Source organism: Candidatus Nanohalobium constans, assembly GCF_009617975.1.
Classification (GTDB): domain Archaea; phylum Nanohalarchaeota; class Nanosalinia; order Nanosalinales; family Nanosalinaceae; genus Nanohalobium; species Nanohalobium constans.
In genome coordinates, this window is sequence record NZ_CP040089.1 from 99,400 (window position 1) to 125,511 (window position 26,112).

Sequence of the window (26,112 nt, forward strand, 5' to 3'; positions counted from 1 at the left end):
TTTGAATTTGTCAGTCTCGGGGAAGTGACCCTCGCTAGTATTTTAAAGGCTGGATTATAATCTTGCACATACAATGACCCGATTGATATGTGTGAGCAGTGGCAAGGGAGGGGTCGGAAAAACCACGACAACAGCAAATATAGGAGCTGCACTGAGCCAGTTTGGGGCTGATACGGTGGTTCTAGACGCAAATCTTACTAACCCAAACCTAGGATTCCACATAGGAATACCACTATACCCTAAGACGCTGCACGATGTTCTCAAAGGAGACGCACATATCACAGAAGCAATGTACATCCATGACTCTGGTCTAAGAGTTGTACCTGCAGGACTATCTGTTGAAGATCTTAGAGATACTTCTCCAGAAAACTTATCTGATGTACTTCTGGATACTGTCGGTGAACCGGACTTCGTCCTTGTAGACTCGGCCGCAGGACTTGGAAACGAATCTATCAATGCTATTGAAGCTTCTGATGAGGTTATGATTGTAACTAATCCTAATCTTCCTGCAGTAACAGATGCTTTGAAGACAGTGAATGTTGCTGAGGAAGCAGGTACTGAGATCGCAGGAGTAGTCCTGAATATGGTTAAAGATCATGATTCTGAACTTGACAAAGAAGAAGTCGAGTCAATGATCGGCTACGAGGTTCTGATGGAGGTTCCTCATCACGAGAAGGTTGAGGAAGCTCTTTCAGCCAAGAAACCTGTTGTTCATCATGCACCAGATCATCATGTGTCTGAAAGGTTCAAGAAAGTCGCTGCGGATCTTGCAGAGCTCGAATATGAGCCTGATCTGGATGAGGATGGTTTTTTGCAGAGTTTGTTTGGCAGGTTCAGATAAGTGTATAAGTGGTTTTTTATTGAAGCTTTGAGAAAAGTGAATTGATGACCCGTATTATTTCTGTTGTCTCGGGAAAAGGTGGTGTCGGCAAAACCACTGTAACAGCCAATCTAGGAACAGAACTGGCCAAACAGGATCACGATGTGCTGATTATTGACGGAAACTTTTCCGGGGCCAACATTTCACAACACTTCGGACTCGGATTCCAGGAAGTATCACTAAACGATGTTCTCAATGGGGAAGCATACATCACACAGGCAGTCTCCAAACACAGTGAAGGAGTATCTGTTCTTCCAGCAAGTATATTAGACTTTAACGCCGACGCAGAAAAGCTAAGGCATTCTATAGTAGACTTCCTAGGCGATAAAGATTTTGTATTAATTGATACTGCGGCAGGAGTAGGAGATGAAGTCGAAGCAGGTATACAGGCCTCCGATGAAGTACTTCTAGTATCCGAACCAGAACTTCCTGCGTTGACGAATGCACTGGGTGCAAAGAAACTTGCGGAACAACTAGACAGAGATGTCCTCGGTTTAGCTCTAAACAGTGTCAGAGATGAACAATCAGAAGTCCAGCACGAAGATATCAGAGATCTGATTGAAGAGGAAATAATAGCTGAAATACCTGATCACCAGCATGTAAGAGAAGGAATAGCATTGAGAGAACCGGTGGTAAGCTACAAACCAAACTCTAGACCTTCGAACAGGATTGAAGACCTGGCATACAGAATCAAAGGACAGGAGCCTCCACAGAGAGGACTTCAAGAGAGACTGGTTGAAAGAGTAAACGATTTCCAACTTTTCTAGGCCATCTTACTTTTCCGAAGAGTATAAACCGGAGCCTTGATAATTTTTCTCTATGACTGATACCAAGCCGTATGAGCAGTATTTGTGGAGTCCTAAAAGAGCTGAATACGAGGCTAAGGAAATCCCTGAAGACTTAGATTGTATCTTCTGTGCGCAGGCAGACGGAGATGACAGGGTTTCATTCCTGCCAGTGTACGAAGACGACTTCTTGATGGTTGAACTCAATATTTTCCCATATAACACCGGTCACCTGATGGTCGTACCGAAGAGACATGTCAACTCGATGACAGATTTAAGCGACGAAGAGAGAAACAGATTGTTCTCTATGGTTCAGAGGGTTGAAGAACTTCAGAGAGAAGCTGTTGACCCGGCAGGAATCGATGTAGGTATGAACATTGGAAAAGCGGCTGGAGAATCGATTCCACATCTGCATGTGCAGCTTGTCCCTATCTACGAGAAGGATAGAGGGTTCATGGAGACCAGTTTGGATACTAAGGTCATGAAGGAGTCACTGAAGGACACTCAGGAAAAATACAAGGAGCACGCTGAAATCCTGGATGAGTACTGGTGATTGAAGTTGAATAAACAAAATTTTCTTGAATCGGAGCTGCCTCAATTACAAGAGTTGTTCTACGAGAAGAAAAAATCTACTGAGGAGTCTCTAGAGAGGGATAAGGCAGGTCCTCATGCTCGTGTGATTCCTGAGTTTTTCTTGGAGTTAGGGAGGGAATTCCTCCAGGCTGGTAGGGGAATGGATGATAGAGATTCTGCTAAAGGACTATTTATATCAGCTGCTTTATTAGGAGAGTTTGCCTATGAAACGGTGGATAAACACTCGTATCAGGTGCTACTGGAACAACTTAATGGGGCTTCACTTGGTGCTGAACCAGATATAGATCCTTTCATTAATCTGAAATCAATAGAGAAAGCAATACGGGAGGATCCCAGAAAAGAGATAGAAGATTCTGAAGCTTACTGGAAGGAGAAAAGACAGGATTTACCTTCTAATTATCCTAATTGTGATCACGGTCTTCCAATTCATTTCTTAGAATGTGCAAAACTTATGCTAGAAACTGCAGAGGCTTCAAATAACTCTGCTTTAGCTAATTCTCTAGCTATATCAGCCAAATATACGGTCATGAATATAGAAAGGACCTATGAAAAGGACGCAATGTTGAAATACTACGAGTACCTTAGAGGCTAATTATGACATCATTCTTCCACAGCTACGACCTCAGAGGTACTTATCCTGACGAAATCAGTGAAGAGGAGGCGGAAAAAGTAGGAAAAGCATACGGTACTTTTATCGATGCTGATGAAGTCCTGGTTGGCAGAGATGGTAGAAAACACGGTGAAGAAATAACTGAAGCATTTATCTCAGGAATATTATCTACTGGAACCGATGTTGTCTTTGCTGGTATGGTTCCAAGCCCTGTTGTCTACTTTGGACAAGTAAATAATGATTTTGATTCTGCAGCAGTTGTTACAGCGTCTCATAATCCGCCAGAATACACTGGTTTCAAGTTTAATCTTGAAGGAGCTATGGCTATGTCTCGGGAAGGCGGCATGAAAGAAATAGAAGATATATATGAAAGAGAAGCGTTTGAGACTGGTCAAGGTGAAAGAAAGGATATAGAGATACTAGATGATTACATTGCGGCTGTCAAGGATGAAATTGGTGAAATAGATCTCAGTGTTGTAATTAACTGTGGCAACGGCGTTACAGGAGTCCTGGTCCGAGATCTTTTCGAGGAGCTCGGCTGCGATGTAAAAATGATTAACGAAGAGGTTGATGGCGACTTTCCTAACCATCTAGCAGATCCTGGAAGTGAGGAGGCCAAGGAATTGACTAAGGATGTCTTGGCGGATGAGGATCTCGGTATAATATTTGACGGGGATGGTGACCGTGCAGGGTTCGTTCTACCTGAATCTGGTTATATCGATGAGGATGAGGTCATCGCTTTGTTCTCGGAGCAGTCCCTGAAAGAGAAGAAAGGTGCTGTAGTATATGATCTTCGTGCTTCCAAGCTGGTTCCTGAAAAGGTCCGGGAACATGGTGGAGAGCCTGAAGAGACTCGTGTAGGTCATACATTTATCTCTGAGAGAATTCATCAAGGCGGTGATGTCTCCTTTGCCGGAGAGCTTTCCGGTCATTTTTACTTCCCGGCTTTCGATTTTCCCTGGGATGATGGATTGTTCGCCGGTGCTTTGATGAGTAAAATGGTCTCGGAGCAGGATTTAGAGGAAAAACTGTCGTCATTCCCTGTTTATCCGGTTTCACCTGAGCTCAGGATTGACTGTCCTCAGGAATCCAAGCAAGAAATCACCGATGAAATCGCCGAAGAATACTCAGATCATGAAACCTCGACCATGGATGGGGTTAAAATCCAGTTTGAAAGCGGGTGGGCGCTGGTCAGACCTTCGAGCACAGAACCGAAGATGAGCGTCCGTTGTGAAGCAGATACAGAAGAAGATTTAGAGGAAATACTAAGTGAAGTAGAGACGAAGGTTCGAGATCTGATCGAGAAATACTCCTAATTGATCTCAGCGACGAAAGCGCCTGAAGAAATCAGGTCTCCCATTCCCACTAATCTTTTCGGTTCTTCATGGATTATAGTAGGTACAGCTACTACTGTGTAGCCATCTATCTGAGCTATACCTGTCTGTGAGAAATCCTCTAGGTCGAAGAAGTCTTCAAAGTGTTCTAAGTTATCTAACCTGTTTAGATGCATGTCATCTGGCGCCATACTTATTTCGTCTCTTTCTGGTATTTCGCCTTTTTCTGCCATAGAAACTGCTGCCAAACCTCCAAATAACATGCCTCTACTGATATCCTCTGCGTCCACACTGTAGGAATTCTCTGCTACAACGCACTGGAACTCCAATGTGTGGATATGGACTCTGGAAACTCCTGTTTCTTCAAGTATATTCTTGGCTGCGTTGTAAACATGTCCTAGGCTGGACTCTTCTAGATCGAATCCTAAGGCGTCTGAAATGTTTCTTAACTCTCTTTCATCCATTCCTATGCTTGTGAAGTGGGGAGCTATCTGGCTAAGCATTAACTTATCTTTTCTTTCTCCTTTGGAGACGAATTCAAGGTGTTTTGGTATTTCCACTTTTTCCAGCTGTGTCTCCGCCTTCTTGTACTTCGCTTCGATGTTTCCTTCTACATCCTGGAAGCCTGAAAGCAGCATCCGATCTATACTGCCTTTTGTCTCCGATAATTTTTCCTCAACTGACTTTCTAAAGTAAGGTCCGAATCCCCGGATACTATCTGATAATATCAGCCGACAAGACTCTTCTTCAAACTCGATGATATAGTTTTGCTTGGTTCTATCGGAGTTAACGGCTTCTTCGATTGATTGAAGTGTCAGAGTATCGTCAATAACGGGATACACCACTTCATTATCCATCAACTCTGCTATCTCCTGAGATAGGAAAGGCGTGTAAAATGCAGCTCTATTACCTATCCGTGATAGGAAGTTTGCCATTATTCCTCCTTGACCGCCTAACTGCTTCTCACAATTCTTTTCAAGGTCAAAATCCAATGAAACCTCTTCATTAGAGCAATTCTCTTTACAGTATTTCAGTATCTTCTTTAAATCTTCCTTTGAGCTTACTGACTCCATTTTTTCTGCTTCTACATCTTCTATACTTATCTCTAGTTCTTCAAAACTCGATGAACAATCTATGTTCGCATTAAATCCGGTTAAAACATTAGAATCAAAATTTGTTTCTTCTACGGCATCCTGATATTTTTGAATCCATTCCTTCTTCATAGTCCTTCACAGAGCTCTCTAACTTCTTTTTCCACATTTTCTGATTTTATGACGCCTGAAGCCACTAAAACACCTTTACATCCTAGTTCAATGCTTTTTTCCACATCTTTCTTGGATTTTATGCCTGCTCCTGTTAGTGTAGGTATATCGCCACTTGCTTTAACAGCCTCTTCTATCAGATCAGGCTCTGCTGTCGAAACAGCTGTGTCGCTGCCTATAAGTTCCGGTGGCTCAAACGCGATGTAATCGGGATTAAATTCTGAGTACTTTCTACATTCTTCAGGGCTTTGAGCACATACAACTGAAGTTAAACCTTCTTTCCCGCACTTTTTGACTGTTTTTTCTATAACTTTGTCTTCAAGTCTTTTTTCCGAGTGATTAATCAATGTACCAGTTATTCCTGCATCTTCCAACGCTTTTAACTGGTTTGAACCTGTGTGGCTTCCTTTCTCTACTGGATCGGTGTGCTGGGCGAATACTTCGAGTTCAAAGCCATTTAATCGAGCTAAATCAGCTGTTTGAGGGCTTACAACTATTTTTTTATCTGTTTCGGAGGCACTATTTCTAATTTTCTCTGTTATATTCTCAGAGTTGTTTCCTATTGCTTTTTCGTAGGCTTTGTAGTTTATTATCAGCATTATTTTGTCCTCACTTTGAGACTTGTCTCGTTCATTATTTTGGCTTCCCCGTTATTAACTTTGACATCTAGCTCCTCACCGAGAACTCTCTTCCCTCGTCTTTCTCCTGAAAAACTGTCTACAGGATCAATCACTACTTTTCCATTCTTTACGCTGATTCCAAACAGATAGCTATCTACAACATGGACGAAAAGTCCAGCGCTCCATGCTTGTTCGCCACAGCCAAGTGCTTCTCCGCTCTCGGAATCTACAACCTCTGGCAATGCACCTAGCTGATTTCTATCTACGAACTGAGTCATCTTTTCCAGGAAGTTAACTCCTTGCTGTCTGTTCCCATATTCCAGATTTGCGGCTGCCGCCCAACAGGTTGTTAACCCCCAGGAAGAACCGGTGTGGTAACCTGAAGCATCGTATCCTGGATCTGTCACTGATCGAGTCCGGGCGCCAAACCGTGAGGAGAACTCGCCGTTAATCTTCTCCAAGTACTTCTCAGCTTTCTCATCTTCCACATGACCAAACATCAGGCTGACAGCAGGATTAATTGATTCACAGTCCTCTCCAAGATTGTCAGCCATGTATTCTTCTCTCTTGAACTCTTCCAAACCGCTTTGAAGCCTCTTAGTACCTCTGTCAAATCTGTTAAGGGCTTCTATCCAGAGGCTTTGAATGTCAACGGCGTTACTTCTTCCCAGTGTATCCATCCATGTTCCTTCGGGTTCATGCTCTACAAACTTTCCATTAGGTCTTTCCTCCCGAAGAAGTCCTTCAACGCAATCTAGGAGCATATCTTTTGGTTCGTAAAATTTTCTAAGTTTGTCAACTGCTATAGCGAATAAAGGGATCGAATCCGATCTAGCATGATCTTCCTCGGTGTTTTCGTCCAAATTAATTTTTGAGGGGAAGCTGTCCCGTTCTGCAAAGTTTAAAAGTATTTTTTCCACTTCCTCAAAGTATCCTGCGTCTATCAGTCCTAATACGCTCCAGAAACTGTCGCGCGCCCAGTAACTCTGGAACCATGGATGACCAGCGATTATCCCACGACCGTTTGAGTTGTAGATAAGGTTTTCCAGGCTTTCAATGCTGTAATCGAAGGTACGCCCTAGTTCAGGATGTCTCAAAGTATTTTCGTGGCTTTCAATTTTTCCTGTATTGTCTCCATCGGTCTTAAAAACTAGTTTGGATTCTTTGGTTTCTCCAGGTCTTAGTTCGCAGCGATAAGTGATTTCTCCAGGAATTAGACAGACCTGTCTCTCGCCTGGGAAGTGTTCCTTGTAGTATCTGCCTTCTTCGAACTCGAACTTGTCTCCGTTGATTTCCAGGAATTTTTCTCCTGAACCTATCTTGAGACCTTCATTTTCCTCTACTATGTAGTCTCTGTCCTCTACATCGTTTGATTTTTTCCGGATGTCTACTCCTGGTTCTACTGATGTTTGGACTGCTGTATCTCCTTCTGACTTGTTCTTGACCTTGAATTCTGTTTTAAATCCGTTTAGTTTTTCTGGTGTGCTTATCTCCTGTTTTATGCTGAGCGTCTCTGTCTCGTAATGGTAGATGATTTTTTCCCCGTACTCTGTTTCAACCAGGTTTTCTGCATCCAGCCAGTCGCCGTTAACTTTTACCGCAATATAATCTAGGTACTTGTAGGGTGGTTTCCAGTAACCGCTCCACTTTTCTTTGAAGCCGTTGTCTAGGTGTGTGTAGAGAAATCCGTGGAGGTTGGAGATTACACCGGTTTTTTCGTTAAGATTTTCCTTAACCTGATACTTCATGGTTGAACTTCCAAGTTTGCTAGGGTATAAAGACTATATTTTAACCGTCTGGTAGCACCGAGTTGAGAGATCATCTTTTATACCGAGTCTCTCCAAAATCTAATTCATGGTCGAACCTGATAACTTCATCGAAGTCTCTTTCGAAGCAGCAAACAAGGTAGGAGGAATACACCAGGTCCTCAAATCAAAGGCCTGTAAAATGCAGGATTTCTACGGCGACAACTACCTGACAATAGGCTTCTACGATGAAGAATCAGCCAGAGAAGAATTTGCCTCACGGGAAAACCCGCACAAAGAAATATTCAACGAACTCGAACAAGAAGGAATAAAATGCAGATACGGCGTATGGAACATTGAAACAACCCCAAACTGTATACTAGTAGACATCTCCGATATGGAGATATCCGCAGATGAGATCAAGGAAGAGATGTGGGAAAAACACGGAATCGACTCCATGAACGCAGGAGAAGACTTTGACGAACCAGTAAAATGGAGCTACGCAGTAGGAAAACTGGTTGATAAACTCCTGGCTAAGAAACAGGGCGAAACAGTTGTCCAGCTTCATGAATGGCTTTCAACGCCCGCAATGTTCAACTTTGACTCGCCAACAGTATTCACAACACATGCAACGGTTCTAGGCAGAGCACTATCCAACTCAGACTTTGACCTGCTAGGTGCTGTTGAAGAAGGAAGTGTGGATGATTCTCTGGCATCTGAGTATGGTATAGGAGCCAAGCATCAGTTAGAGAAGGCAGCGGCTGATATTTCGGATGCATTCACAACAGTCAGTAAAACCACGGGAAGGGAGGCCGAAGCAGTACTGGATCAAGAACCGGATCAAATACTTCCGAACGGTTTCAATGTAGAATCATATCCCTCGCTAGAAGAGCTGTCCTATAATCACACAAAAAAGAAAAATGAGATGAAGGAATTTCTCTCAGCATACTTCAAACCATACTACGATGTAAACTTGGAGGATGATCCTCGAGTCCTGTTTATATCCGGCAGATACGAGTTCCATAACAAAGGAGTAGATATACTGGTCGATGCACTCTCACAGCTAAACAAGGAAGAGGGAGATGACTTCTATGTCTTTATCTTCGTGCCGAGCGACACCAAAGGTCCTAAGTCAGAGGTCTTGGATAACATGTCGCTTTATGATGAGTTAGAAGATCATGTGGACGATATTCTCCCTGATATAAGGTCGAGCATACTGTCCTCAGTTACAGGAGACCAGAATCCATCAGAGGTAGTTGAAGAACTGCTTAAATCAGGTACGCTTAATTCATTGAGAAGAAACTTCCATGAGAAGCAGGGCAGTCCTCCTGTTGCGGCTTTTGACCTTAACTATCTGGATGATGAGATAATGGAAAGCCTCTGGAATGCAGGACTAACAAACGATGAAGAAGACAGAGTCAAAGTAATATTCTACCCGACCTACCTTTCTGTTGGAGATAAACTGCTCTCAATGAGTTATAATGATGCAATAGTAGCTTCTTCCGCAGGTATCTTCCCAAGTTACTACGAACCATGGGGTTATACTCCTGTAGAGACAGCAGCAAATGGTGCACTTTCTATCACCACCGATCTAGCTGGTTTTGGTCAGTTCCTGCAGGAAAACACATCAGAAGATGAAAGAAAAGGTATTAAGGTTCTTGGAAGAAGGAATAGGTCGGATGAAGAGGCTGCAGGAGATCTAGCAGAGATGATAGACGATATAGTAAGTTATGATAAGACCGAGATAACTGAGAGAAAGCATAACGCCCGAAAACTGGCGCAGATGACTTCCTGGAGTAAGCTAGGTAAGAATTACAAGAAAGCACATCAAAAAGCGGTGAGAAACCATCAATGAGTATTGAAGTAGAGTTTAACGGTCTTGAAACTTCTGGAGTATTAGATGAAAATCTGCCGTACTTCGCAAAAATCGAACCAGGGTATAACCTGGAAAAAATCGACAAGGATTTCGATCATCTGGTTGTAATCGGTAACGGCGGATCAATTACGAGTTTGAGAGCTCTTTACTACACTTTTCTTGAAGAAGCCGATAAAACTCTTGATATAGTCTCCACGATGGATCCTGACAGACTTGACCAAGTTGCAGCAAATACCGATCCTGAAGACACTCTTATCATGCCTATAAGCAAATCAGGATCAACAGTCGGAGTTATAGAGTCTCTAATGTTTTTCATAAACAGGGATTACGACTTTAACCCGTTGACGACACCAGGATCTCCTCTGCACGAAATCGCAGATAGTTTTGATCGAAGCATAATCGAACATCAGGAGGTCGGAGGAAGATTCTCCGGACTTACTAATACAGCGTTGGCTCCTGCAGAGCTTATAGGTCTTGATTCTGATGTAATCAGGGCAGGCGGCAAAGAAGGCTACAGAATGAATGACAAGGCGGTTAAAACAGCTCAAGCCCTGTACAATGCCGAGGAAAAAGGCTTTAACCAGGTCTTAACTCCGTTCTACTCCTCAAGAATGTTCGGCTTCTACCCTCTCACAGTCCAGCTCATGCATGAAACAGTTTGCAAAGAAGGCGAGGGACAGACATTCTTCGGTGATCACGCCCCAGAGTACCAACACCACACAAATCAACGCCTGTTCGGAGGAAAAGAAGATATACTGCCGTTCTTCTTCAGAACAAACCACAGAAACGAAAAAATAACAGTGCCCGATCAAATATCCGATATAGACATAAAAGGAAGCAAACTGGCAAACTTCAGCGATAAAAATCTGTCAGAATCTCTTGAAGCAGAGTTTTTAGGTGTGAGGAAAGCACTGGAAGATGAGGACAGGCCATATATTGATTTGAAGCTTGAAAACTCTAGTTACAAAGGGTTCGGTCAGTTAATGGCATTTCTGCAGCTGGTTGCGTTTTATTCAGCTAAGATTCGCGGTGTTGATCCGCTGACCCAGCCTGATGTAGAGAAAAGCAAGAAAATGGGTTTGGAGGAGAGACTTAAGTGAGGATAGCTTACTTGGTGAAGAACTTTGCAGATGGAGATGACTTATCGGAGTATGTGAAGTCCTTGGCAGAGTATATGGCTTCCCAAGGTCACGAACCTTTTGTTGTCTCTTTCGATGATGGTTCTAAATACACTGTTTCCGAAGAGGTTGAAGTTGAGCGTTTTCAGCTCCATTTTGACGGTGATTCTCTCTACACCTGGGCTATGATGATGAACAATGAGATGAAAGGCAAGGTTGTAGAGAAGATGAAAGATGAGGAGATCGATGTTATACACTCTAATGACTGGATTACGGCTCCAGGAGGAGTAACACTTTCTAATCATCTTGAAAAACCGTTCTTCCTAACTATTCATTCTACTGAGAATCAGAGAGGATTTCAGGGAGAGAATTCCGGTTTGATTTCGGAGCTCGAGTGGCAGGGAAGCTTTGAAGCAGATAGAGTATTTGCGAACAATGATGGTGTGAAGAATTCTTTGTTATTTGACCTTGATTTAGCTGATGAAAAGGTTTGCGTGGCGGATCCGCTTCATGACGGGTGGCAGGAAAGAATTTTAAACTGTTATTGTGAAATCTTCGATAAAGAGGAAGAAGTGGAGGTGGAGATGTAAACTTGAGACCTTTGTTCGTAACCTGGGAGTACCCTCCATACAAGGCAGGTGGCATAGCAGCGCACTGCGAAGACCTTGCTACGACACTGGCGGATCAAGGTCACGAACCAGTAATTCTAACATACGGAGACGAAGAGGAAACCGAATACAGGGATGGTGTGGAAATCCACAGAGTGCCTTCAACTGATTCAGCAAATAATACTCTTTCTTGGGCGATGCATCTCGGACATCAAATAGAGAAAAAGGCTGTACAGTTAGCTAAAAATGATAACTTTGACTTAGTCCACGCACACGACTGGATGGCAGTACCAGGTGCAACAGGAATACAAAAAACACTGGATTTGCCCATGGTCTTCACAGTACACAGCACTCAGAAAGGAAGAGACGGGATAGACTCTCAGTACCAGGAGACGATTCACAACCTTGAGTGGTACGGAACTTACGAAGCAGAGGAAGTCATCACAGTCGGAAGAGAGTTCTCAGAAGAAGTTAAACACAACTACGATGTGCCAGAAGGGAAAGTAAATTATATTCCGAACGGAGTCGACCTGGAAAAATTCGACAATCATACCAACCAATTAAACTATAACGACTATGCGTTGGACTGGGAGCAGATAGTACTGTTCGTAGGGAGAATGTACCCTCAGAAAGGTCCAGGGCACCTGATCGAAGCCATGCCCAAGATTCTAGAACAGAAACCCGAAGCCAAGTTCGTAATGTGTGGCTCCGGAGCAACAGAACACTATAAAGGAATCGCCAAGGAAACAGTCGGCGACAAAGTACATTTCCCTGGTTATGTTGCTGAAGAAGAACTTCTCTCACTCATGAAATCCGCTGAAATGACGGTAGCACCCTCGGTGTACGAACCATTCGGAATAGTACCTCTGGAGGCCGCAGCATGCCAGACGGCAACAATAGGCAGCTATACAGGAGGAATGAAAGATACAATCGTCCACGAATATACAGGTCTCCACACATACCCGGCTGATCCGAACAGCATCCAGAATCAGGTAACAAGAGCACTGGAAGATCCGGGATGGACGGACTGGATGGGCGACAAAGCCCGAGAAAGAGTAGAAGACAACTTCCGCTGGGAACAAATCTCGGCCTGGACAACCGGAATCTATTCTGATGCTGTTGAATAACTTTCTCAGCTGGTTTTGGTGGTTACGACAATACTATCCTTACTCACTGTATGCCAAAGGTTATTTAAACTCAGCTATGTACCTTACACATAGGATGCAAAAGGTGTTTAAATCTTGGCTGATAAGATAATAGATAGCAGGGATGAAAAACAGAGCTCAGAAGGCCAAACATACATACTGGATGTAGTCGCTTACACTGTTCCAGAAAGCGACCAATTTCCATCAGGGGTAAAGTACAGCTTCCAAGCTGTATACAAGGAAACGGAACAGCTAATCGTCCGTTACGATAACGCAAACGATAGTCACGCAGCCAAACACCACAAACATGTCATGAAAGATGGAGAAGAAACTACTGAGTCACTTGAACTACAACCAGGAAACGCAAAACAACTGCATAAACTATTCCAAAAAATGGATTGAAGAGATGAAACAAAATGTCAAATGAAAACAGAATTGAAAGAGAAATACCGTACGGGAAAAAACTTGTAATAAAAGAGAGAAATCTGGAACAGGCAGTAGAGGACATGAATCAGCAATTTGAATCCTTTATCGAAGATGGAGAAGAATCAGGTGTGGTTGTAGGATTTGAAGATCCTGAAAAAATAAGGCAGATCTTAACTCCTAAGAGAAGAGAATTAATGAGCGCCATAATATCTGCAGAGCCAGAAAGCATAAGCCAATTAGCAGACATAACAGATAGAGGAATTACAGAAGTACACAGAGACCTAGAAATACTGAAAGAAAATAAACTAGTCTACATCGAAGGAGAAGAAGTCAACGGCAAAGCCAAGAAACCAGTAGTACCCTACTCAGACATAGAAATCAATTACAACCTGAAAAGCAGCTTGATGAGTAATAAAGAAGTGAAAGACTTTAAAACAGCTTAGCCGGTTGCTTTATCTACTCAATTGCCTACGGGAAGAAGAACAAACAAGTCTATTGGCATTTACTCTGATGCTGTGGAGTGAATAATACAGGTTTTAAATCCGGTATTCTCCAACATGTACACATGAGTACGCAACTAGAATCATCACCTCGAGGTGACGAAACATCGAAGTGTCACACACACACACGAACTTCTGAATAAGTCTAAGGGCCAGTCGGCTATTGAGTATTTGACTACTTATGGTTGGATGTTGTTGGTTATTGCTATTGTTGGTGGTGCTGTTTTTACTACTGTTCAAGGTAGTTCTAGTTTGGATTCTAGTGGTTTTGATGCGGTTAGTGGTGTTGCTTTTGTTGATGGTGGTTTAACGAGTGATAATACTTTTCAGATGCGTCTTCGTAATCAGGAAGCCGAAGAAATGACGGTAGAAAAAATAACTCTAACCAATGAAGCAGGAAACAAAGTCGTTGCCCGACCAGGCAAAACTCTGCCAGTCGGAGAAGAAAAAACATTTAATACAATAGGCTTAACTGAAACTGGAGGACAAAATAGTGTTAATGTTGAAATTACTTATGATACTGGTGGTTTGAATAATTTAGCGGTTAATGGCAGTATCACCGGTGCCTTCAGCCTTGACACTGAGAGGGCTGAGCCTGGAAACGGCGAATGGGAGTTCGTTGATGTCTCTGAAGTCAATCAGTCAACTGTTGATACCAGTGAAATGTCTGACTTCTATATTATGAAGTATGAGGCTTCTCGGAGTGATGCTAATTCTACTGACGCAGGTTCTGAATCAACTCCTGTTTCTCAGCAAGGAGTCGTTCCATGGGTTCAAATCAGTCAGAACGAGGCTATTGATAAGTGTCAGCAGGCAGGCTTCAATTTACCGAGTAACAGGCAGTGGCAGGCTGCAACAATGGCAGAAATAGGAAACTCTTCTACACAACCACTCGGTAATACGAATAATAATGAGGACAGTAATGGGGATCAGGGAACGATAGATCCAACAAGTCATGACTGGAACAGTGACGGTGAGAATGATAGGACTTTGACTGGGAGTGGTCCGGATACTTGGGCTAACACGATTGGAGTCCATGATTTGAATGGTAATGTCTGGGAGTGGACACGGACTGTTGTTGATCAAAGTCATCCGATGCATAAGGGCGGTAGTAATGGTCAGGTCTCGTCTTGGAACAACAATGGCTATCCAGAAACACTCGGCAGCAGTAATTCTGACTTTGGAGGCGACTATTACTGGTCTTCGAGTGATGATAATCGTGCCGTTCAACGCGGTGGTGGCGCGCGCAATGGTGCGCGCGCCGGAGTGTTCTCCCTGACCCTGCACAACGCTCCTTCGCGCTCGCTCAGGTACATCGGGTTCCGGTGTTCTTTTTCCTGATTGCTGAGTGCTGGGTTGCGAGGTGATCAGAATGGGTGAAGTGGATTTTACTGGTTTGCAGGCGTATGAGGAGGTTTCTCCTGCGGTTGTGAAAGGATTAAAGTTGCTGAGAGACTTGGATGATTATGATACTTATTGGGATTTTATTTTGAAAGGTCTGCGGCGTGACTTAGCTGAATCCCTACCCCTGCTCGCTGATGGGTATAACCGGTATCATTATGATGAGAAGGCTGAAGCTTACAAAAAAGTCAGGAGTAAGCTGTCTCGTTGTCAGTCCTGTTTCCTGATTTTGAAGGATATCGGGGTTTTAACGAACGAGGATGTAGATTCAATCTGCCGTAGTTTGGAAGGTGGTATTGGACGCCTTAATGGTTTGATCAGTCGAATGGAGGATGATGAGTGATGCAGGATCTTAAACTGTTTCAGAAAAGCTATGATTTTTATGAGGAAGTTTATCCAACGCTGAAGAACTTTCCCCAATCGGAGCGTTTTGTTATGGTTCAGAAGATTCAGGATTCTTTCTTGGAGTTTATTTCTCACATTATTTCAGCTCGAAAAGCCAGTAACACGCTTCACCACTTGAGGAAGGCAGATAGGGAATTAGAAAAGACGAAGATTTTCTTCCGTCTTTCCCGTGATCTCGGCTTCATCTCCTCTGGACAACATGAAAATATTTCTGAGGATTTAGTTGAGCTAGGTAAGATGCTTGGAGGCTGGATTGAAAATGAAAAATGATATTAAGGCAGATGCTGTTTTCGGAACTCGTGCCGTTCAACGCGGTGGTAACGCGAACAATGGTGCAAACGCCGGCGTGTTCTCCATGAACCTGAACAACGCTCCTTCGAACTCGAACAGGAACATCGGGTTCCGGTGTCCTCCCAACTACTTCAAACATTCTGTTTGGAGTTCGAGCAAATCCTTGATTTGCGACAGGCGAGAACTCAGTCATCCAATTTCTTTGGGATGCTGGGGCAAAGCCAACCGGAGGGAGAACTTCGGTATCTGCCAGCCCAACCAACACGATTGTGTGGAGGCGAAAAATTCTCTTACCAAAAAATGGGCGACAGCCAGTAAACCATTGATGGTTGAAAGCTGAAGCCCATCTACATCTACTTTCATCATGGTAAACAGCTTTTCAAAAGACTTTGAAACTGTAGCTGGGTTTCAACCGCTTTACAAAGGCTACAAGAAAGCAAGGAAGGGCAAGCGTTACAGCAGTGAGGTATTAGCTTTTTCTGAAAGCCTTGAAGACAACCTTTTCGATCTCTCAAACGATCTTTTGACACAGAGTTACTGCCCTAAGGGTTTCAAGGAGTTTAAACTGTTTGATCCAAAGGAAAGAGAGATTAAAGCCCCTTATTTCCGTGACAGGATAGTTCATAGAAGCCTTCACATATCTCTGGAACCTTTCTTCGATAAAAGGTTTATAGAGCATTCTTATGCGTGTAGAAAAGGTAAAGGCACGCATGCCGGTGTTGATAAGGCACAAGAATTTATGAACAAGAGTGATGCCGAATACTTTCTGAAATGTGATGTTGAAGACTACTTTGGCTCCGTTGATCATAAAATCCTAACTGATATGTTGGATAGGAAGATTAGAGATGATAGGATAGTTGATTTAGTTAGAACTATTTTAGCGGATTCTGGAGACAAGGGTATGCCTATCGGCACTCTTTACAGCCAGTTATTCGCCAATATCTATCTTAACAAGTTTGATCATTTTGTAAAACAGTCGCTTCAGGCTGATTACTATGTTCGTTACATGGACGATTTCGTGTTTTTCAGTGATTCCAAGCAACGGCTTCATCAGTTGAGGGAGGCGTCTAAAGGATTTCTTAGGAAGGAGCTGGATCTGTCGCTGCCGTTCTCCAAAACTACTTTAGAACCAATCCAAAAAGGATTGATCTTTCTTGGTTACAGAATCTTTCCAAATCACAGAAAGCTCAGGAAAAGAAACAAGCTGGGTTTCAAGGAAAGGCATGGAAAGCAGAGATCAGAGTTACAACGGGGTGAATTGACTTTTTCTGAGTTGAGGGATTCTATTGAGTCTTGGAAAGGACATGCTGAACACGCAGATACAGAAAACCTGTGTGAAAACTTTCTTGGCAGTTTGAGTTAATTTTTTTCAACTTGTTTGAGTCTTTTCTTGATTTTATTCTCTGCTTCTCCTTCCAGCTCTACTTTTTCTATTTTTCCTTGTTCTGTGAGTTCCAGAATTGCTTCTTCCTTTTTAGTCAGATTTTTCCCTTTATTATCTTCTTTAAGGTATCCTCTTATGGCTTCTCTTACTACTTCAGACATTGAACTGTAGTATTCTTCTTCTTTCTTCTTTTCAAGATCTTTCCTCATTCCGTCAGGAACTTCCACACTTAAGGTCATAATCTTCTATTAGGGCTGAATCCTCTTAAATCTTGCTCTTTTCTGAGAAAATTTGTTGGATAATATGGATTATTCACAGTTTTTAATAAGTAGAAGTCCGATAGGTGTTTCATGGAGTTGGATTATCATAAGGGTGCTGAAAAGGATCTTGATGAGTTGAATGATGAAGTTGAAAGCGAGGTTAGAGACAAAGTATCTGAGCTTCGGGAGAAGTTGACTTCTCACTCGGATGTCAAATTGATTAATATTGAGGGTCGACCAGTTTTCCGACTGAAAGTAGGAGAAAGAAACCAAAAACTAGACCATAGGGTTATATTTGATATTAAGAACTCTGATATACTAGTTCTAGCTGTCATCCACAGGGATGAAGGGTACAACACCATTTCTATTTAAACGAAATTAAATCCTATCCAATTTTTCAGCTGCCACTATGAACATTGAGTGACTCCATGCCAATGGTTCTATTCCTTGTCTGTCTCTGGAGAACTTCTGTTCCGGAATGTATTTGCCTCCTATTTGTTCGACCTGTCTGTCGAATATTTCATGTGCTTCGTCTTCTCTTCCGAGTTCGTGGAGTGCGATGGCGTACCAGAATGTTAGAAGCGGCCAGGCTCCTGCTCCTTTCTTCAGGTGTTTGGTATGGTGGATTATGCCGTCGTACATGTCGCCAGAATAGCGCATGACTCCTTCATCAATCATCAATTTTTCTTCAATGAGTTTGACAGTATTCTCCAGTTTCTCGTCTTTCTGTACTACGTTGAATGGCCATAGGAGTCCTAGGCTGCATGCGTCGACTGTTTCATCGACTACATCGCCGTATGTCCGTGGATAATATGTTTTCTCATTTTCTGTTGCTTGGTGTTGTTCTAGTCTTTCTCTCATCTGTTCTGCGGTTTTGAACCATTTCTGTTCGTCCATTCTGTCCGCGGCCAGGTAAAGTGCTTCTGAGGAAGCTGCTAGTGTGTAGCTAAAGTTTTCTTTCATGTCTGGGTGTGCTTCTCGTTCCTCCCATAGGTCGTGTGTGGCGTTGTGGAAGCATTCTTCGTCCCACTGGCTCCAGAGTCCATCGGCAAGTAGGTGGATGATTTTTTCCTGTCTATCGTCTAATTTGTCGTTGGTCTCCAGTATGCACCATAGGAGGGCTGCAGCCTGGTCGGGTTGGAACTGGTGTCCGAAATCTGTGTCTCGTGGTCCGTTGGTTGAGTAGCGGTGGTAGATTACCCCTGAGTCCTCGAATCCTTCTGCTCTATCCATCAGCCATTCATAGAATCTTTCTTCCTGTTCTTCTTCGCCTAGGATGTCGAGTGCATAAAGTGTGAATGCGGCGTCGCGCGGCCAGACGAAACGGTAGTTAGCGACATTGTCTGGATAGTATTCTTTATCCGAGTTGCCGGCCACGACTGCTCCGTTTTCTAGGCATACATCGTTCAGTACTTCTCGAGAGGATTCAACCAGCTCCGCTACTCTTTCATCCATACTAGCGTTTTTCTCTTCGCTGGTTAAAATACTCTTCACTCTGCTGAGCATGAAAAAGGAATTAGCCTATTCTGGTGTAAGTTCATTGTTATCCAACCAAGCAACCATCTGACCAAACATGTACTCCTTCCCATCCCTAGAGAAAGAATGCTTCTCACCTTCAATCTTATCCAGCATCACGGAAGTATCCAGTTTCTCAGCTGCCTCAAAACTGAACTCGGGATGAACAGTGGTATCTGCTGCACCATGGAAAATCGCCACAGGAATATATAGACTATTTTCCAACTCCTCGAAATCGTAACTGTCGAAGTCATCAAAGAAACTCTCATCTATAGGCTTACCATCAATATACTCAAAGCGACCCTTAGCTTCAACAACTTCCCTAAACTTATCCATGATTTCCTTATATGTCACAGGTGCCTTCCCAATAACAGCATCAACATCTATATCTTCAGCAGTGTGGAAAACAACTTTTCCGCCGAAACTAGTGCCGAAGAGAATAGTATTTTCTGGTTCAAAATAATTTACGACTGCTTCTAAGTCCTTGATTCTAGAACTTAAGTCCTGGTCAATAAACTCTCCATCAGAATCTCCGTTGCCACGGAAACTAAGAGTAACTACATTGAAGCTTTCTTCAGCTAACTCCAAGTACTCTGATTGTCTTTCCTTGTTTCCACCAAATCCGTGGCAGACAAAAATCCAAGTGTCTGAGTCTGCTTCTTCATGAGTTACTGCTACTTTTTCCCCGTTTTCAGCTTCTATAGAATATTCTTTCATATTACTGCTTATTTCCTCAATCTTTTTTCGACCTGCTGCTGGAAATCCATCAAATGCTCTGTAATCACGGCGAATCCTTGGTGTGGATGGTCGAAGTAAGAGAAGTAGTTGTGGACCGATCCGTCATCGTATGTTTTCGTAGCGATATGGTGCAGGTGGTCGCTGGTCAGGAATTTTCGCCAGACTTCTTTGATCTCCGGATCGTCAAGCTGTTTGACTTTTCCTTCTAGTTCCTGCATTTTCTCGAAAAGCATCTTCTGCATGGGGTTTCCAAGCCAGGCTGAGGCATCCATTTCCTGGTCTGCCCATGATACTGTGTTGTATTCGAATGCATCGAACTCGCCGACAGGTTCGTTATTTTGTGCGACTTCTCTTACCTTGGCAAATTCCAGGTTGTCGTGTTTGAGTGTTTCTTCTGGTAGTGCTTCGAGGAACCAGAGGATGCCTGTGCCTTCCCAGTGGTGTTCTCCAAAGGTTTCATAGTCCATGAACAGGTTTAGCATGTCACCCTGCGCCTCTGAAAGCCACAAGGCGTATTTTTCAGCTGTCAATGGGTACTCATCCCACCATTCAGCAGAGAATCGATACCCTACATCGTCCGTTAGCTTTCTGTTTCTCAGCATCACATTGTTTCCATTTTCAGTGACGAAGTCTGGCTGAGTATAAGCGTGGTTTGGGCTTCTCCATCCGAGGATTCTGTCAGCGCCTTCGGTAAATATTCCCTTGTATCCCTCTTCCGCCGAAATTTTCCCGATTTCGTTGTGGTAAATCAGCTCAGTGTTTGTCATAACCTGAGGATTCACTCCAAAAGTATCTTCCACAACTTGTCTATGATGGTTTAGCTGCCATCTGAACTCTTCTTTGTCGTTGAATAGTCCTGCGAGGCTGTGCTGGTATGCCTGTCCGATGAAGTCGATAGAGTTGTCTGGGAACTGGTTCAGCATGTCGATGAGTTCCGGATGGTATTTCTTGGCTTGTTCTATCCAGGCAGTTGACACCGAAAAGTTTACTTTCAGGTTTCTGTCGTCTCCCTCTCGTCTTTTGGCTTCTCTTAGTAGTCTTTCGGTTGCTGGGAAGTAGCAGTTTTCTGCGACATCTTTGAAGAAGTGTTCGTTCATCTCATCGTCGAAGTATCGGCCGTAAAGCGTGCCTGCGTCCTTTTTTACTCCGTCAATCCTGAGTCTGTGTGGTTGATGTACTTCGAAGGAGAGGGTTACTGGTAACATAAGTTTGTCTTTTCAGTCGTGGTTTAAATCCGGCACGGTATCTAGGGTTTAAAATTCAAAGATACCTAACTCAAACTGTGAACTACCGAACCCAGGAAGTAGAAAACGGAACACTCATCAAAGTGGAGGCCGACGAAGCAGCAGTGATAGTCAAGGAAAACGGTGAGGAAAGAATATATCTGCCTTCAACAAGCCATAATGATTCCACATACTACACATCTGACACTAAATCGCTGCAACAGTCTCAACAGGGTTTCTCAGTAGTTCACAACGGTCAACCAGATTCTATAAAGGTTTTCTCAACACAGGAGAATTAGAATATGGACACAATCACAACAGAAGAACTTCAACAACTCAAAGACTCAGGAAAACCATTTAGACTCGTCGATGTACTATCCATAGACCACTTCCAGGAAGAACATATACAGGGAGCAGTCAACCTTCCGCTGAGCGATATCGCATCAGAGGCCATGGACCGATTCGACATGAATGATGAAATCATAGTGTACTGCAAAGACAAGGAATGCTCCGCAAGTCCGAAAGCTGCAGCCAAACTCGAAAGCATCGGTTTCCAGAATGTAAAAGACTACGAAGAAGGCCTCAAAGGCTGGAAAAACGCAGGAAAACCTACAGAATCATAAATTCCTGTAAATCTCTATTATTTCATCTGTCATTTCTCCCCAACTCCTACTTTCTTCATCTACCACTATATCCTGTCTGAGTCCTTTCTTCAATCCTTCAGCAATAGAATCTGAATCAGGATCAATCTCAATTATAGAATCACCTGATATAAATTCGGAGACGCCGTTTTCAGTCGCCAGTACGGGTGTTCCGGACTCCAATGCCTCGCTGATAGTTAGACCAAAAGGTTCGTTGATCGAAGGTGAGACAAAAAGGTCCGCACATTTGTAGTAGTCGCCAAGCTCCTCTGTAGGGATGAAGCCGGTGAAAATAGTGTTCTCATGAATATCTAGCATTTCTGCGAATTTTTCCAGGCTTTCACGCATCTCGCCGTCACCTCCGATTACTAAAGTAGCTTCTCCGCCATTTTTCAGGAACTTCTTGAAGCCGTAGATCAGGTGTTCGATTCCTTTCTGCTCCGCGTGCCGTCCAACGAAGAAAACCATGTTATCTTCGATATCCAGCTTTTCCTTGATGTCCTGTCCTTTGCCTTGGGGCTTGGAGAACCCGTTATAGATTACCTTAGGCTTTTCTCCGTGCTCTGATTCTACTTCTTCAGCCAGTTTATTACTTACAGCTATAGCTTTGCCAGGTTTCTCGACAGCCAGTTTCTCCAGGTCTGTAACCTCTCCATCATGGTGTTCTCTGCTTCTCCCGGATGCTAAAGAATGAATAGTCGAAACCCAGCTACAGTCGCTGTACTTCTGTGCTTTGAAACCGGCTTCTGCGCCAAACCAGTCATGTGTATGGATAATATCGAAGTCATCGGCTAATTCAGCTACTTGAGAACTCATTTCGCGGGCCTTCCAGACCATGTCACCCTCGCCCACATCTAGGCCAACGATGTTTTCTTTCTCTGGAGCCCTATCTTGGGGTAAAGCTAGTTTTACCTCTACATCATCTCTTTTCTGAAGCTCCTCAAACAGATGCTTCACATGGATATCTAGGCCGCCATCAATGTTCGGAGGATAGCCCCACCCCAGCAAAAGGATTTTCTTATTCATTAAGAAAAGATAGAGAAAAGGAATGATTTATTCGATGTGCATTTTTTCGTTTGTCATTTCGATGCTGGTTTCTTTGTCTTCCATGTCGAACATTGCTCTGATTGCGTCTACATTGTCTGGTACGACGATGCTTTCTTGGTGTACCATGTGGATCCAGCGTAGTTTGCCGTCTTCTACATCGATTGTTTCTCTCCAGACCCCTGCTTCTGGCATATCACTTCTAGGTCGTTCCAGGTCCCGCATCATCTCATGGACTTTTCCTGTTGAGTCGTATCCTTCTCCAGCATTAATCAATCTGACTCTTGGCTGATCTTCGAACGCCTGAACAGCTTCTTCTTCCGAAATATCTTCCTCTAGATCAACTGTAACCATGTGTACATGTCCAAAGGTTACAGGTACTTTGACAGCAAGTGTAGTAATATCCAGTTCCGGCATTACTGCCTGCACATCCGGTCCGTGATGGCTTGGAACTTCTGTGACTGGAATAGTCGAGTTGATCGGTCCTCTCCCGTCTTGTGGGATGTCGCCGCCTCTTCTGACAAGATTGGCGGTTGCACTTTCTACTCCGAACCTTTCATCTACTACACTCATTGTTCTGGATAGAGAAGTTGTGTTGCATGAGACTACTTTGACAAAGTCTTCGCCTCTGGCTTCTTCATAGTTGGCGTCTGCGTTGAACTTTACTTCAGCTATGTCGTCTGACGCCCCGCCCTGGAAAACTGCTTTAACATCGTTTGGCTCGTACAGGTTCTCTTTGTTGGCTTCGTCAACTCCTGGAGGAGTACAGTCGACCACAACATCTATTTCATCTAGTTGATCTTCCAGCAATCCTTCTACATAGAATCCTTGTTCCTCCAGATTTTCTTTTCCTTCCTGGTTGGAGGCGTAAAGATGAGTTCCGTGGAGGGGTCCGTCCTCGCTGAGAACTGTTCGGAGTCCTCCTGTCTGACTGACATCTGCGATCCCATACAGCTCCATGTCGTCCTGTTTTTTGACGGCTTCCGCCACTCTCTTACCAATTGTGCCGCAACCGGCTATTACAACTTTTACCATATTACCACATATTACAGAAAGAAGAGGCTGGAATAAAAGTTTGAGGTCAGCTTCTGAATTCTTCAAGTCTCTCGATCTTTCCGCTACCTTTCCTTTTTCCACGGTTATGGAAGGCTCTTTCTTTTTTGTTGTCTATAACTGCTGTCCAGTCATCGCCTTCCTCTATTTCAATCTCTCCTCGGCATTCGACTCTCATTTCATGTAAACTGTGTCCCTGCCAGCCCTCTCTCTTCAGCATTTCGAAAATTTTGCATAGCCAGTCCGGTCCTGGTTCAGGTCTTTCGATGAAGAAATAACCGCCTTTAGTGATGTGAAACTCCACGCAAGTGGCTAGTCTCTTGGAGTTTTCTTCAGAATCTGGTTCACTCCAGACAGTAAAAATCTTGAAGCTGTTCCAGTCTTCGGGATACTCGTCACTTGGGTCGTCACCATATTCCAAAGTTTCAACTCTCATGCTTCAAAACTCTTCTACTTTTAGTTCTTCTATTCTTTTGAAGTGTTCGTCTCTTGTAAGTATTTTTTCGTTTAGGTGGCGTGCTGTTCCTGCTATTAGGTAGTCAATTGAGCTGATAGGTTTTCCTTCGGCTGTAAGTTTTTTTCTGATTCGTGCGGCTTCTTTTTCTATGGCTGGTGTTAGTTCTGCCTGGTTTAGTTCGTTTTCAATTCTTGTTATCTCTTTTTCTGATTCTGTCCCTGAATATAGTTCATAGAGGACGCCGGGAGCTAATAGAAGTGGCTCTTTCCTTTCTTTCAGCTCTTCCAGCTTCTTTACAGCGTTACTGTCATTATTGAGGATGTCGATCAAAAAGTTGCTGTCAATAATCATTTCTCTTCTGAGCCTCGATATCCTCTTCATCAATCTCCTTGATATTTTCTCTAGCTTTCTCAGCTTCCTCATCGCTCCATGAGCCTGTGAGTTCCTCTAAAGTATTATAATCTCTGTCCATCTCATTTCTCAATGCTTTTCTGATGAAGTCAGACCGGTTCTTGTAGCCTGGAATCTTCTCCACAAACTTGTCCACGATGCTTTTCTCTTCGTCAGGAATGTTTACAGCAACCTTCGACATAACAAATATAATACAGCTGTATTATTTTAAATCTTGTTCTCAATATGTGTCCATGGAAATGGAAAGAAAACCAGAGTCACACAAAGGAGAAAACGGGAAAGTAACAGTTATAGGAGGCAGCAAAGATTTTACTGGTGCTCCAGCCCTTTCTGCTCAGGCGGCTCTGAGGACTGGCTGTGATCTTGCAAAAATCGTTACATCTGAAGAAGTTTCCAGTGTTGTGGCGTCCTATTCTGAAAACTTGATTGTGAGGGAGTATTCTTCTGGTTATCTAGGTCTTTCCGGAGTAGAGAACTGTATTGATGCTGTCAGGTGGTGTGATGTTTTTGTAATAGGTCCTGGACTCGGTAATCCTGACTCCGAAGCAGTCGGGGAAATACTAGAAAGGACGAATAAAACTGCTGTAGTCGATGCAGATGCTATTAAGCCAGCGCTAGAGGCAGATTTAAGCAACGCTGTTTTGACTCCACATAGAGGAGAGGCAGAGCTGATTAAGGATGAATATGGTTCTGTAGAAAGTTTCGTTGGCGAGAATGAGGATATAGTGGTTTTAGTGAATGGTGAGACGGATAGGGTTTATTCGGATAAAGGTGTTGAAAAGGTAGACGCTGGTCATCCAGGTATGACGGTTGGAGGAACGGGCGATGTATTGACAGGGATTGTTGCTTCGCTTATCTCTCAAGATGTTTCAAAAAGAGAGGCTGCTGTCAAAGCTGCAGAAATAAACGGCGAGGCAGGCGAGGAAGCTGCTGAAGAATATGGAAATAGCTTACTGGCGACAGATATTATCGATTTAATTCCATCGGTCTTATGAGAAAAGTATAAAGGATTTAACGGGTAGTTTTTACTATGGATGATGACTATGAACTTAGTTTGGCGGCTCTTGTAAGCACGACTCTTGGTTTGTCTGAGGTAAGTAGTATAGGAGATAACAGTTTGGATTCACATGATCCCGCAGTTCTGGATCGCGATTATGATGGTGGTGTCACTGATGCGGAGTATGGTCAAATCAGAGCTGAGAAATACAAGAACTATTCAAGGCGTGAGATGTAGTTTTTCATTTATCTGCTGTCCCATGAAAAGCGTTTTCCTTTTTCCAGCCGGGTTCGAATTCGTACTGTGTACCTGATTTCTTGATTGTTTCTTCAAGTTGTTTTATCTTGTCTTTAGCGCATTCTGGTACGAGGTAGCTCCATTCGCCGCCTGAATTGACTCGTCGGCGTACCTCGGTTCCTGAGTAGATTTCTGGCTGATGCATGTTGGGTTCTGCTACTTCTACTTCGTCCTCGAATATTTTACGGACTCTTTCATTTCCTGAGATTATTTTGTCTGCTTCTGTCTTTTCCAGAACCTCTTCTTTCCATTCTTTGTCGCTTTCACGGTCAGATACTTCAAAAATCTTGATATCAGGGAAGCATCCTCGGATAATTTCTTTCCTCTCCTCGGCAGTTAAGGGGTTGTCGTCCGTTCGGCTTTTCTCGGAGCTGCCTATTACCAGAACCAGTTCTCCTTCGTGATTGTCCACTACATGCTTGTGGCCAAGGTGGAAAGGTTGGAATCTTCCGATAAAAGCCGAAACCATAACTCAGAAACCGTATAGCAAAC

At 43.4% G+C, this 26,112-nt stretch carries 34 protein-coding genes; 21 read left to right on the plus strand and 13 right to left on the minus strand.

Annotated features, from left to right (window positions below):
* Positions 1-73 precede the first annotated feature (73 nt).
* The 5 genes from minD (LC1Nh_RS00545) to LC1Nh_RS00565 are packed head-to-tail and all read left to right on the plus strand — an operon-like array spanning position 74 to position 4,185.
* The gene (minD, locus tag LC1Nh_RS00545; protein ID WP_153549754.1) at positions 74-841 is read left to right on the plus strand and encodes a cell division ATPase MinD; all 768 of its coding nucleotides are present in this window, start codon (positions 74-76) and stop codon (positions 839-841) included.
* A gap of 44 nt (positions 842-885) precedes the next feature.
* A complete protein-coding gene (gene minD / locus LC1Nh_RS00550; protein WP_153549755.1) occupies positions 886-1,647 on the plus strand; it encodes a cell division ATPase MinD in 762 nt (253 codons plus the stop codon).
* Between the two features lie 52 nt (positions 1,648-1,699).
* Entirely contained in the window at positions 1,700-2,218 is a 519-nt protein-coding gene (locus LC1Nh_RS00555) for an HIT family protein (protein ID WP_153549756.1), read from the plus strand.
* 6 nt (positions 2,219-2,224) lie between these two features.
* Positions 2,225-2,851: a hypothetical protein gene (locus LC1Nh_RS00560; RefSeq protein WP_153549757.1), complete on the plus strand. Its 627-nt coding sequence runs from the start codon at positions 2,225-2,227 to the stop codon at positions 2,849-2,851.
* 2 nt (positions 2,852-2,853) lie between these two features.
* A complete protein-coding gene (locus LC1Nh_RS00565) occupies positions 2,854-4,185 on the plus strand; it encodes a phosphomannomutase/phosphoglucomutase (protein WP_153549758.1) in 1,332 nt (443 codons plus the stop codon).
* On the opposite strand, the gene LC1Nh_RS00570 is transcribed toward LC1Nh_RS00565, so the two are convergent.
* From LC1Nh_RS00570 to LC1Nh_RS00580, 3 genes are read right to left on the minus strand one after another with little or no spacing between them, the layout of a single operon-like run.
* The gene (locus tag LC1Nh_RS00570; protein ID WP_153549759.1) at positions 4,182-5,426 is read right to left on the minus strand and encodes an ADP-dependent glucokinase/phosphofructokinase; all 1,245 of its coding nucleotides are present in this window, start codon (positions 5,424-5,426) and stop codon (positions 4,182-4,184) included. The genes LC1Nh_RS00565 and LC1Nh_RS00570 overlap by 4 nt on opposite strands.
* Complete coding sequence (gene tpiA, locus LC1Nh_RS00575; RefSeq protein ID WP_153549760.1) at positions 5,423-6,064, minus strand: triose-phosphate isomerase; 642 nt, start codon at positions 6,062-6,064, stop codon at positions 5,423-5,425. Before tpiA ends, LC1Nh_RS00570 begins: the two co-directional genes overlap by 4 nt.
* Entirely contained in the window at positions 6,064-7,833 is a 1,770-nt protein-coding gene (locus tag LC1Nh_RS00580; protein ID WP_153549761.1) for an amylo-alpha-1,6-glucosidase, read from the minus strand. The genes tpiA and LC1Nh_RS00580 overlap by 1 nt, the downstream gene beginning before the upstream one ends.
* Positions 7,834-7,939: 106 nt before the next feature.
* Between LC1Nh_RS00580 and LC1Nh_RS00585 the strand changes: the two genes are divergently transcribed.
* From LC1Nh_RS00585 to LC1Nh_RS00635, 11 genes are all read left to right on the plus strand, one after another.
* Positions 7,940-9,685: a glycogen/starch synthase gene (locus LC1Nh_RS00585; protein WP_153549762.1), complete on the plus strand. Its 1,746-nt coding sequence runs from the start codon at positions 7,940-7,942 to the stop codon at positions 9,683-9,685.
* Positions 9,682-10,806 (plus strand): hypothetical protein, encoded by a 1,125-nt coding sequence (locus LC1Nh_RS00590; protein WP_153549763.1) that lies wholly within the window; start codon positions 9,682-9,684, stop codon positions 10,804-10,806. The genes LC1Nh_RS00585 and LC1Nh_RS00590 overlap by 4 nt, the downstream gene beginning before the upstream one ends.
* A complete protein-coding gene (locus LC1Nh_RS00595) occupies positions 10,803-11,414 on the plus strand; it encodes a glycosyltransferase family 4 protein (protein WP_153549764.1) in 612 nt (203 codons plus the stop codon). Before LC1Nh_RS00590 ends, LC1Nh_RS00595 begins: the two co-directional genes overlap by 4 nt.
* Before the next feature lie 2 nt (positions 11,415-11,416).
* Complete coding sequence (locus tag LC1Nh_RS00600; RefSeq protein WP_153549765.1) at positions 11,417-12,559, plus strand: glycosyltransferase family 4 protein; 1,143 nt, start codon at positions 11,417-11,419, stop codon at positions 12,557-12,559.
* Positions 12,560-12,673: 114 nt separating this feature from the next.
* Positions 12,674-12,979, plus strand: a complete 306-nt coding sequence (locus tag LC1Nh_RS00605) for a toxin-antitoxin system TumE family protein (RefSeq protein WP_153549766.1) — start codon at positions 12,674-12,676, stop codon at positions 12,977-12,979.
* A gap of 14 nt (positions 12,980-12,993) precedes the next feature.
* Positions 12,994-13,446, plus strand: a complete 453-nt coding sequence (locus LC1Nh_RS00610) for an HVO_A0114 family putative DNA-binding protein (RefSeq protein ID WP_153549767.1) — start codon at positions 12,994-12,996, stop codon at positions 13,444-13,446.
* 309 nt (positions 13,447-13,755) lie between these two features.
* Positions 13,756-14,844: a formylglycine-generating enzyme family protein gene (locus tag LC1Nh_RS00615; RefSeq protein WP_217907053.1), complete on the plus strand. Its 1,089-nt coding sequence runs from the start codon at positions 13,756-13,758 to the stop codon at positions 14,842-14,844.
* A 31-nt stretch (positions 14,845-14,875) separates the two neighbouring features.
* The gene (locus LC1Nh_RS00620; RefSeq protein ID WP_153549769.1) at positions 14,876-15,247 is read left to right on the plus strand and encodes a hypothetical protein; all 372 of its coding nucleotides are present in this window, start codon (positions 14,876-14,878) and stop codon (positions 15,245-15,247) included.
* Complete coding sequence (gene avd / locus LC1Nh_RS00625) at positions 15,247-15,579, plus strand: diversity-generating retroelement protein Avd (protein WP_153549770.1); 333 nt, start codon at positions 15,247-15,249, stop codon at positions 15,577-15,579. Before LC1Nh_RS00620 ends, avd begins: the two co-directional genes overlap by 1 nt.
* Entirely contained in the window at positions 15,569-15,940 is a 372-nt protein-coding gene (locus tag LC1Nh_RS00630) for a hypothetical protein (RefSeq protein ID WP_153549771.1), read from the plus strand. Before avd ends, LC1Nh_RS00630 begins: the two co-directional genes overlap by 11 nt.
* A gap of 24 nt (positions 15,941-15,964) precedes the next feature.
* Positions 15,965-16,963 carry a reverse transcriptase/maturase family protein gene (locus tag LC1Nh_RS00635; RefSeq protein ID WP_153549772.1) on the plus strand — a complete coding sequence of 333 codons (999 nt, stop codon included), beginning with the start codon at positions 15,965-15,967 and terminating at the stop codon, positions 16,961-16,963.
* On the opposite strand, the gene LC1Nh_RS00640 is transcribed toward LC1Nh_RS00635, so the two are convergent.
* Positions 16,960-17,223, minus strand: a complete 264-nt coding sequence (locus LC1Nh_RS00640) for a ribbon-helix-helix protein, CopG family (RefSeq protein ID WP_153549773.1) — start codon at positions 17,221-17,223, stop codon at positions 16,960-16,962. The two genes, LC1Nh_RS00635 and LC1Nh_RS00640, sit on opposite strands and share 4 nt — an antisense overlap.
* Positions 17,224-17,334: 111 nt before the next feature.
* On the opposite strand from LC1Nh_RS00640, the gene LC1Nh_RS00645 reads away from it, so the two are divergent.
* Positions 17,335-17,616: a type II toxin-antitoxin system RelE family toxin gene (locus LC1Nh_RS00645; protein WP_153549774.1), complete on the plus strand. Its 282-nt coding sequence runs from the start codon at positions 17,335-17,337 to the stop codon at positions 17,614-17,616.
* Positions 17,617-17,622: 6 nt separating this feature from the next.
* Here the strand turns inward: LC1Nh_RS00645 and LC1Nh_RS00650 are convergent, their stop codons facing one another.
* The 3 genes from LC1Nh_RS00650 to LC1Nh_RS00660 form a co-directional block, all read right to left on the minus strand.
* Positions 17,623-18,699, minus strand: a complete 1,077-nt coding sequence (locus LC1Nh_RS00650; protein ID WP_217907055.1) for a glycoside hydrolase family 15 protein — start codon at positions 18,697-18,699, stop codon at positions 17,623-17,625.
* 66 nt (positions 18,700-18,765) lie between these two features.
* Positions 18,766-19,476, minus strand: coding sequence for an alpha/beta hydrolase (locus LC1Nh_RS00655; RefSeq protein WP_153549776.1), 711 nt, complete (start codon positions 19,474-19,476; stop codon positions 18,766-18,768).
* Between the two features lie 8 nt (positions 19,477-19,484).
* Positions 19,485-20,702: a glycoside hydrolase family 57 protein gene (locus LC1Nh_RS00660; RefSeq protein ID WP_153549777.1), complete on the minus strand. Its 1,218-nt coding sequence runs from the start codon at positions 20,700-20,702 to the stop codon at positions 19,485-19,487.
* A 77-nt stretch (positions 20,703-20,779) separates the two neighbouring features.
* On the opposite strand from LC1Nh_RS00660, the gene LC1Nh_RS00665 reads away from it, so the two are divergent.
* The gene (locus LC1Nh_RS00665) at positions 20,780-21,019 is read left to right on the plus strand and encodes a hypothetical protein (RefSeq protein WP_153549778.1); all 240 of its coding nucleotides are present in this window, start codon (positions 20,780-20,782) and stop codon (positions 21,017-21,019) included.
* 3 nt (positions 21,020-21,022) lie between these two features.
* Entirely contained in the window at positions 21,023-21,343 is a 321-nt protein-coding gene (locus LC1Nh_RS00670; RefSeq protein WP_153549779.1) for a rhodanese-like domain-containing protein, read from the plus strand.
* Here the strand turns inward: LC1Nh_RS00670 and LC1Nh_RS00675 are convergent.
* The 5 genes from LC1Nh_RS00675 to LC1Nh_RS00695 are packed head-to-tail and all read right to left on the minus strand — an operon-like array spanning position 21,338 to position 24,507.
* A complete protein-coding gene (locus LC1Nh_RS00675) occupies positions 21,338-22,387 on the minus strand; it encodes a glycosyltransferase family 4 protein (protein ID WP_153549780.1) in 1,050 nt (349 codons plus the stop codon). The genes LC1Nh_RS00670 and LC1Nh_RS00675 overlap by 6 nt on opposite strands.
* 27 nt (positions 22,388-22,414) lie before the next feature.
* Positions 22,415-23,440, minus strand: a complete 1,026-nt coding sequence (locus tag LC1Nh_RS00680) for a type II glyceraldehyde-3-phosphate dehydrogenase (RefSeq protein ID WP_153549781.1) — start codon at positions 23,438-23,440, stop codon at positions 22,415-22,417.
* A gap of 46 nt (positions 23,441-23,486) precedes the next feature.
* Complete coding sequence (locus tag LC1Nh_RS00685) at positions 23,487-23,894, minus strand: hypothetical protein (RefSeq protein ID WP_153549782.1); 408 nt, start codon at positions 23,892-23,894, stop codon at positions 23,487-23,489.
* A gap of 3 nt (positions 23,895-23,897) precedes the next feature.
* Positions 23,898-24,296, minus strand: coding sequence for a PIN domain-containing protein (locus LC1Nh_RS00690; protein WP_217907057.1), 399 nt, complete (start codon positions 24,294-24,296; stop codon positions 23,898-23,900).
* Positions 24,256-24,507: a ribbon-helix-helix domain-containing protein gene (locus tag LC1Nh_RS00695; RefSeq protein WP_153549784.1), complete on the minus strand. Its 252-nt coding sequence runs from the start codon at positions 24,505-24,507 to the stop codon at positions 24,256-24,258. Before LC1Nh_RS00695 ends, LC1Nh_RS00690 begins: the two co-directional genes overlap by 41 nt.
* Positions 24,508-24,559: 52 nt before the next feature.
* On the opposite strand from LC1Nh_RS00695, the gene LC1Nh_RS00700 reads away from it, so the two are divergent.
* Complete coding sequence (locus LC1Nh_RS00700; protein WP_217907059.1) at positions 24,560-25,321, plus strand: NAD(P)H-hydrate dehydratase; 762 nt, start codon at positions 24,560-24,562, stop codon at positions 25,319-25,321.
* Positions 25,322-25,356: 35 nt separating this feature from the next.
* On the plus strand, positions 25,357-25,560 hold the full coding sequence (locus tag LC1Nh_RS00705; RefSeq protein WP_153549786.1) for a hypothetical protein: 204 nt from the start codon (positions 25,357-25,359) through the stop codon (positions 25,558-25,560).
* Between the two features lie 4 nt (positions 25,561-25,564).
* Here the strand turns inward: LC1Nh_RS00705 and LC1Nh_RS00710 are convergent, their stop codons facing one another.
* The gene (locus LC1Nh_RS00710) at positions 25,565-26,089 is read right to left on the minus strand and encodes an adenylyltransferase/cytidyltransferase family protein (RefSeq protein WP_153549787.1); all 525 of its coding nucleotides are present in this window, start codon (positions 26,087-26,089) and stop codon (positions 25,565-25,567) included.
* Between the last annotated feature and the right edge of the window lie 23 nt (positions 26,090-26,112).

Coding starts and splice junctions, on each gene's coding strand:
- minD (WP_153549754.1), top strand. CDS start 74: ATGACCCGATTGATATGTGTGAGCAGTGGCAAGGGAGGGGTCGGAAAA.
- minD (WP_153549755.1), top strand. CDS start 886: ATGACCCGTATTATTTCTGTTGTCTCGGGAAAAGGTGGTGTCGGCAAA.
- LC1Nh_RS00555 (WP_153549756.1), top strand. CDS start 1,700: ATGACTGATACCAAGCCGTATGAGCAGTATTTGTGGAGTCCTAAAAGA.
- LC1Nh_RS00565 (WP_153549758.1), top strand. CDS start 2,854: ATGACATCATTCTTCCACAGCTACGACCTCAGAGGTACTTATCCTGAC.
- LC1Nh_RS00570 (WP_153549759.1), bottom strand. CDS start 5,426: ATGAAGAAGGAATGGATTCAAAAATATCAGGATGCCGTAGAAGAAACA.
- tpiA (WP_153549760.1), bottom strand. CDS start 6,064: ATGCTGATAATAAACTACAAAGCCTACGAAAAAGCAATAGGAAACAAC.
- LC1Nh_RS00580 (WP_153549761.1), bottom strand. CDS start 7,833: ATGAAGTATCAGGTTAAGGAAAATCTTAACGAAAAAACCGGTGTAATC.
- LC1Nh_RS00585 (WP_153549762.1), top strand. CDS start 7,940: ATGGTCGAACCTGATAACTTCATCGAAGTCTCTTTCGAAGCAGCAAAC.
- LC1Nh_RS00590 (WP_153549763.1), top strand. CDS start 9,682: ATGAGTATTGAAGTAGAGTTTAACGGTCTTGAAACTTCTGGAGTATTA.
- LC1Nh_RS00610 (WP_153549767.1), top strand. CDS start 12,994: ATGTCAAATGAAAACAGAATTGAAAGAGAAATACCGTACGGGAAAAAA.
- LC1Nh_RS00620 (WP_153549769.1), top strand. CDS start 14,876: ATGGGTGAAGTGGATTTTACTGGTTTGCAGGCGTATGAGGAGGTTTCT.
- avd (WP_153549770.1), top strand. CDS start 15,247: ATGCAGGATCTTAAACTGTTTCAGAAAAGCTATGATTTTTATGAGGAA.
- LC1Nh_RS00630 (WP_153549771.1), top strand. CDS start 15,569: ATGAAAAATGATATTAAGGCAGATGCTGTTTTCGGAACTCGTGCCGTT.
- LC1Nh_RS00635 (WP_153549772.1), top strand. CDS start 15,965: ATGGTAAACAGCTTTTCAAAAGACTTTGAAACTGTAGCTGGGTTTCAA.
- LC1Nh_RS00640 (WP_153549773.1), bottom strand. CDS start 17,223: ATGACCTTAAGTGTGGAAGTTCCTGACGGAATGAGGAAAGATCTTGAA.
- LC1Nh_RS00645 (WP_153549774.1), top strand. CDS start 17,335: ATGGAGTTGGATTATCATAAGGGTGCTGAAAAGGATCTTGATGAGTTG.
- LC1Nh_RS00650 (WP_217907055.1), bottom strand. CDS start 18,699: ATGGATGAAAGAGTAGCGGAGCTGGTTGAATCCTCTCGAGAAGTACTG.
- LC1Nh_RS00655 (WP_153549776.1), bottom strand. CDS start 19,476: ATGAAAGAATATTCTATAGAAGCTGAAAACGGGGAAAAAGTAGCAGTA.
- LC1Nh_RS00660 (WP_153549777.1), bottom strand. CDS start 20,702: ATGTTACCAGTAACCCTCTCCTTCGAAGTACATCAACCACACAGACTC.
- LC1Nh_RS00670 (WP_153549779.1), top strand. CDS start 21,023: ATGGACACAATCACAACAGAAGAACTTCAACAACTCAAAGACTCAGGA.
- LC1Nh_RS00675 (WP_153549780.1), bottom strand. CDS start 22,387: ATGAATAAGAAAATCCTTTTGCTGGGGTGGGGCTATCCTCCGAACATT.
- LC1Nh_RS00680 (WP_153549781.1), bottom strand. CDS start 23,440: ATGGTAAAAGTTGTAATAGCCGGTTGCGGCACAATTGGTAAGAGAGTG.
- LC1Nh_RS00685 (WP_153549782.1), bottom strand. CDS start 23,894: ATGAGAGTTGAAACTTTGGAATATGGTGACGACCCAAGTGACGAGTAT.
- LC1Nh_RS00690 (WP_217907057.1), bottom strand. CDS start 24,296: ATGAAGAGGATATCGAGGCTCAGAAGAGAAATGATTATTGACAGCAAC.
- LC1Nh_RS00695 (WP_153549784.1), bottom strand. CDS start 24,507: ATGTCGAAGGTTGCTGTAAACATTCCTGACGAAGAGAAAAGCATCGTG.
- LC1Nh_RS00700 (WP_217907059.1), top strand. CDS start 24,560: ATGGAAATGGAAAGAAAACCAGAGTCACACAAAGGAGAAAACGGGAAA.
- LC1Nh_RS00705 (WP_153549786.1), top strand. CDS start 25,357: ATGGATGATGACTATGAACTTAGTTTGGCGGCTCTTGTAAGCACGACT.
- LC1Nh_RS00710 (WP_153549787.1), bottom strand. CDS start 26,089: ATGGTTTCGGCTTTTATCGGAAGATTCCAACCTTTCCACCTTGGCCAC.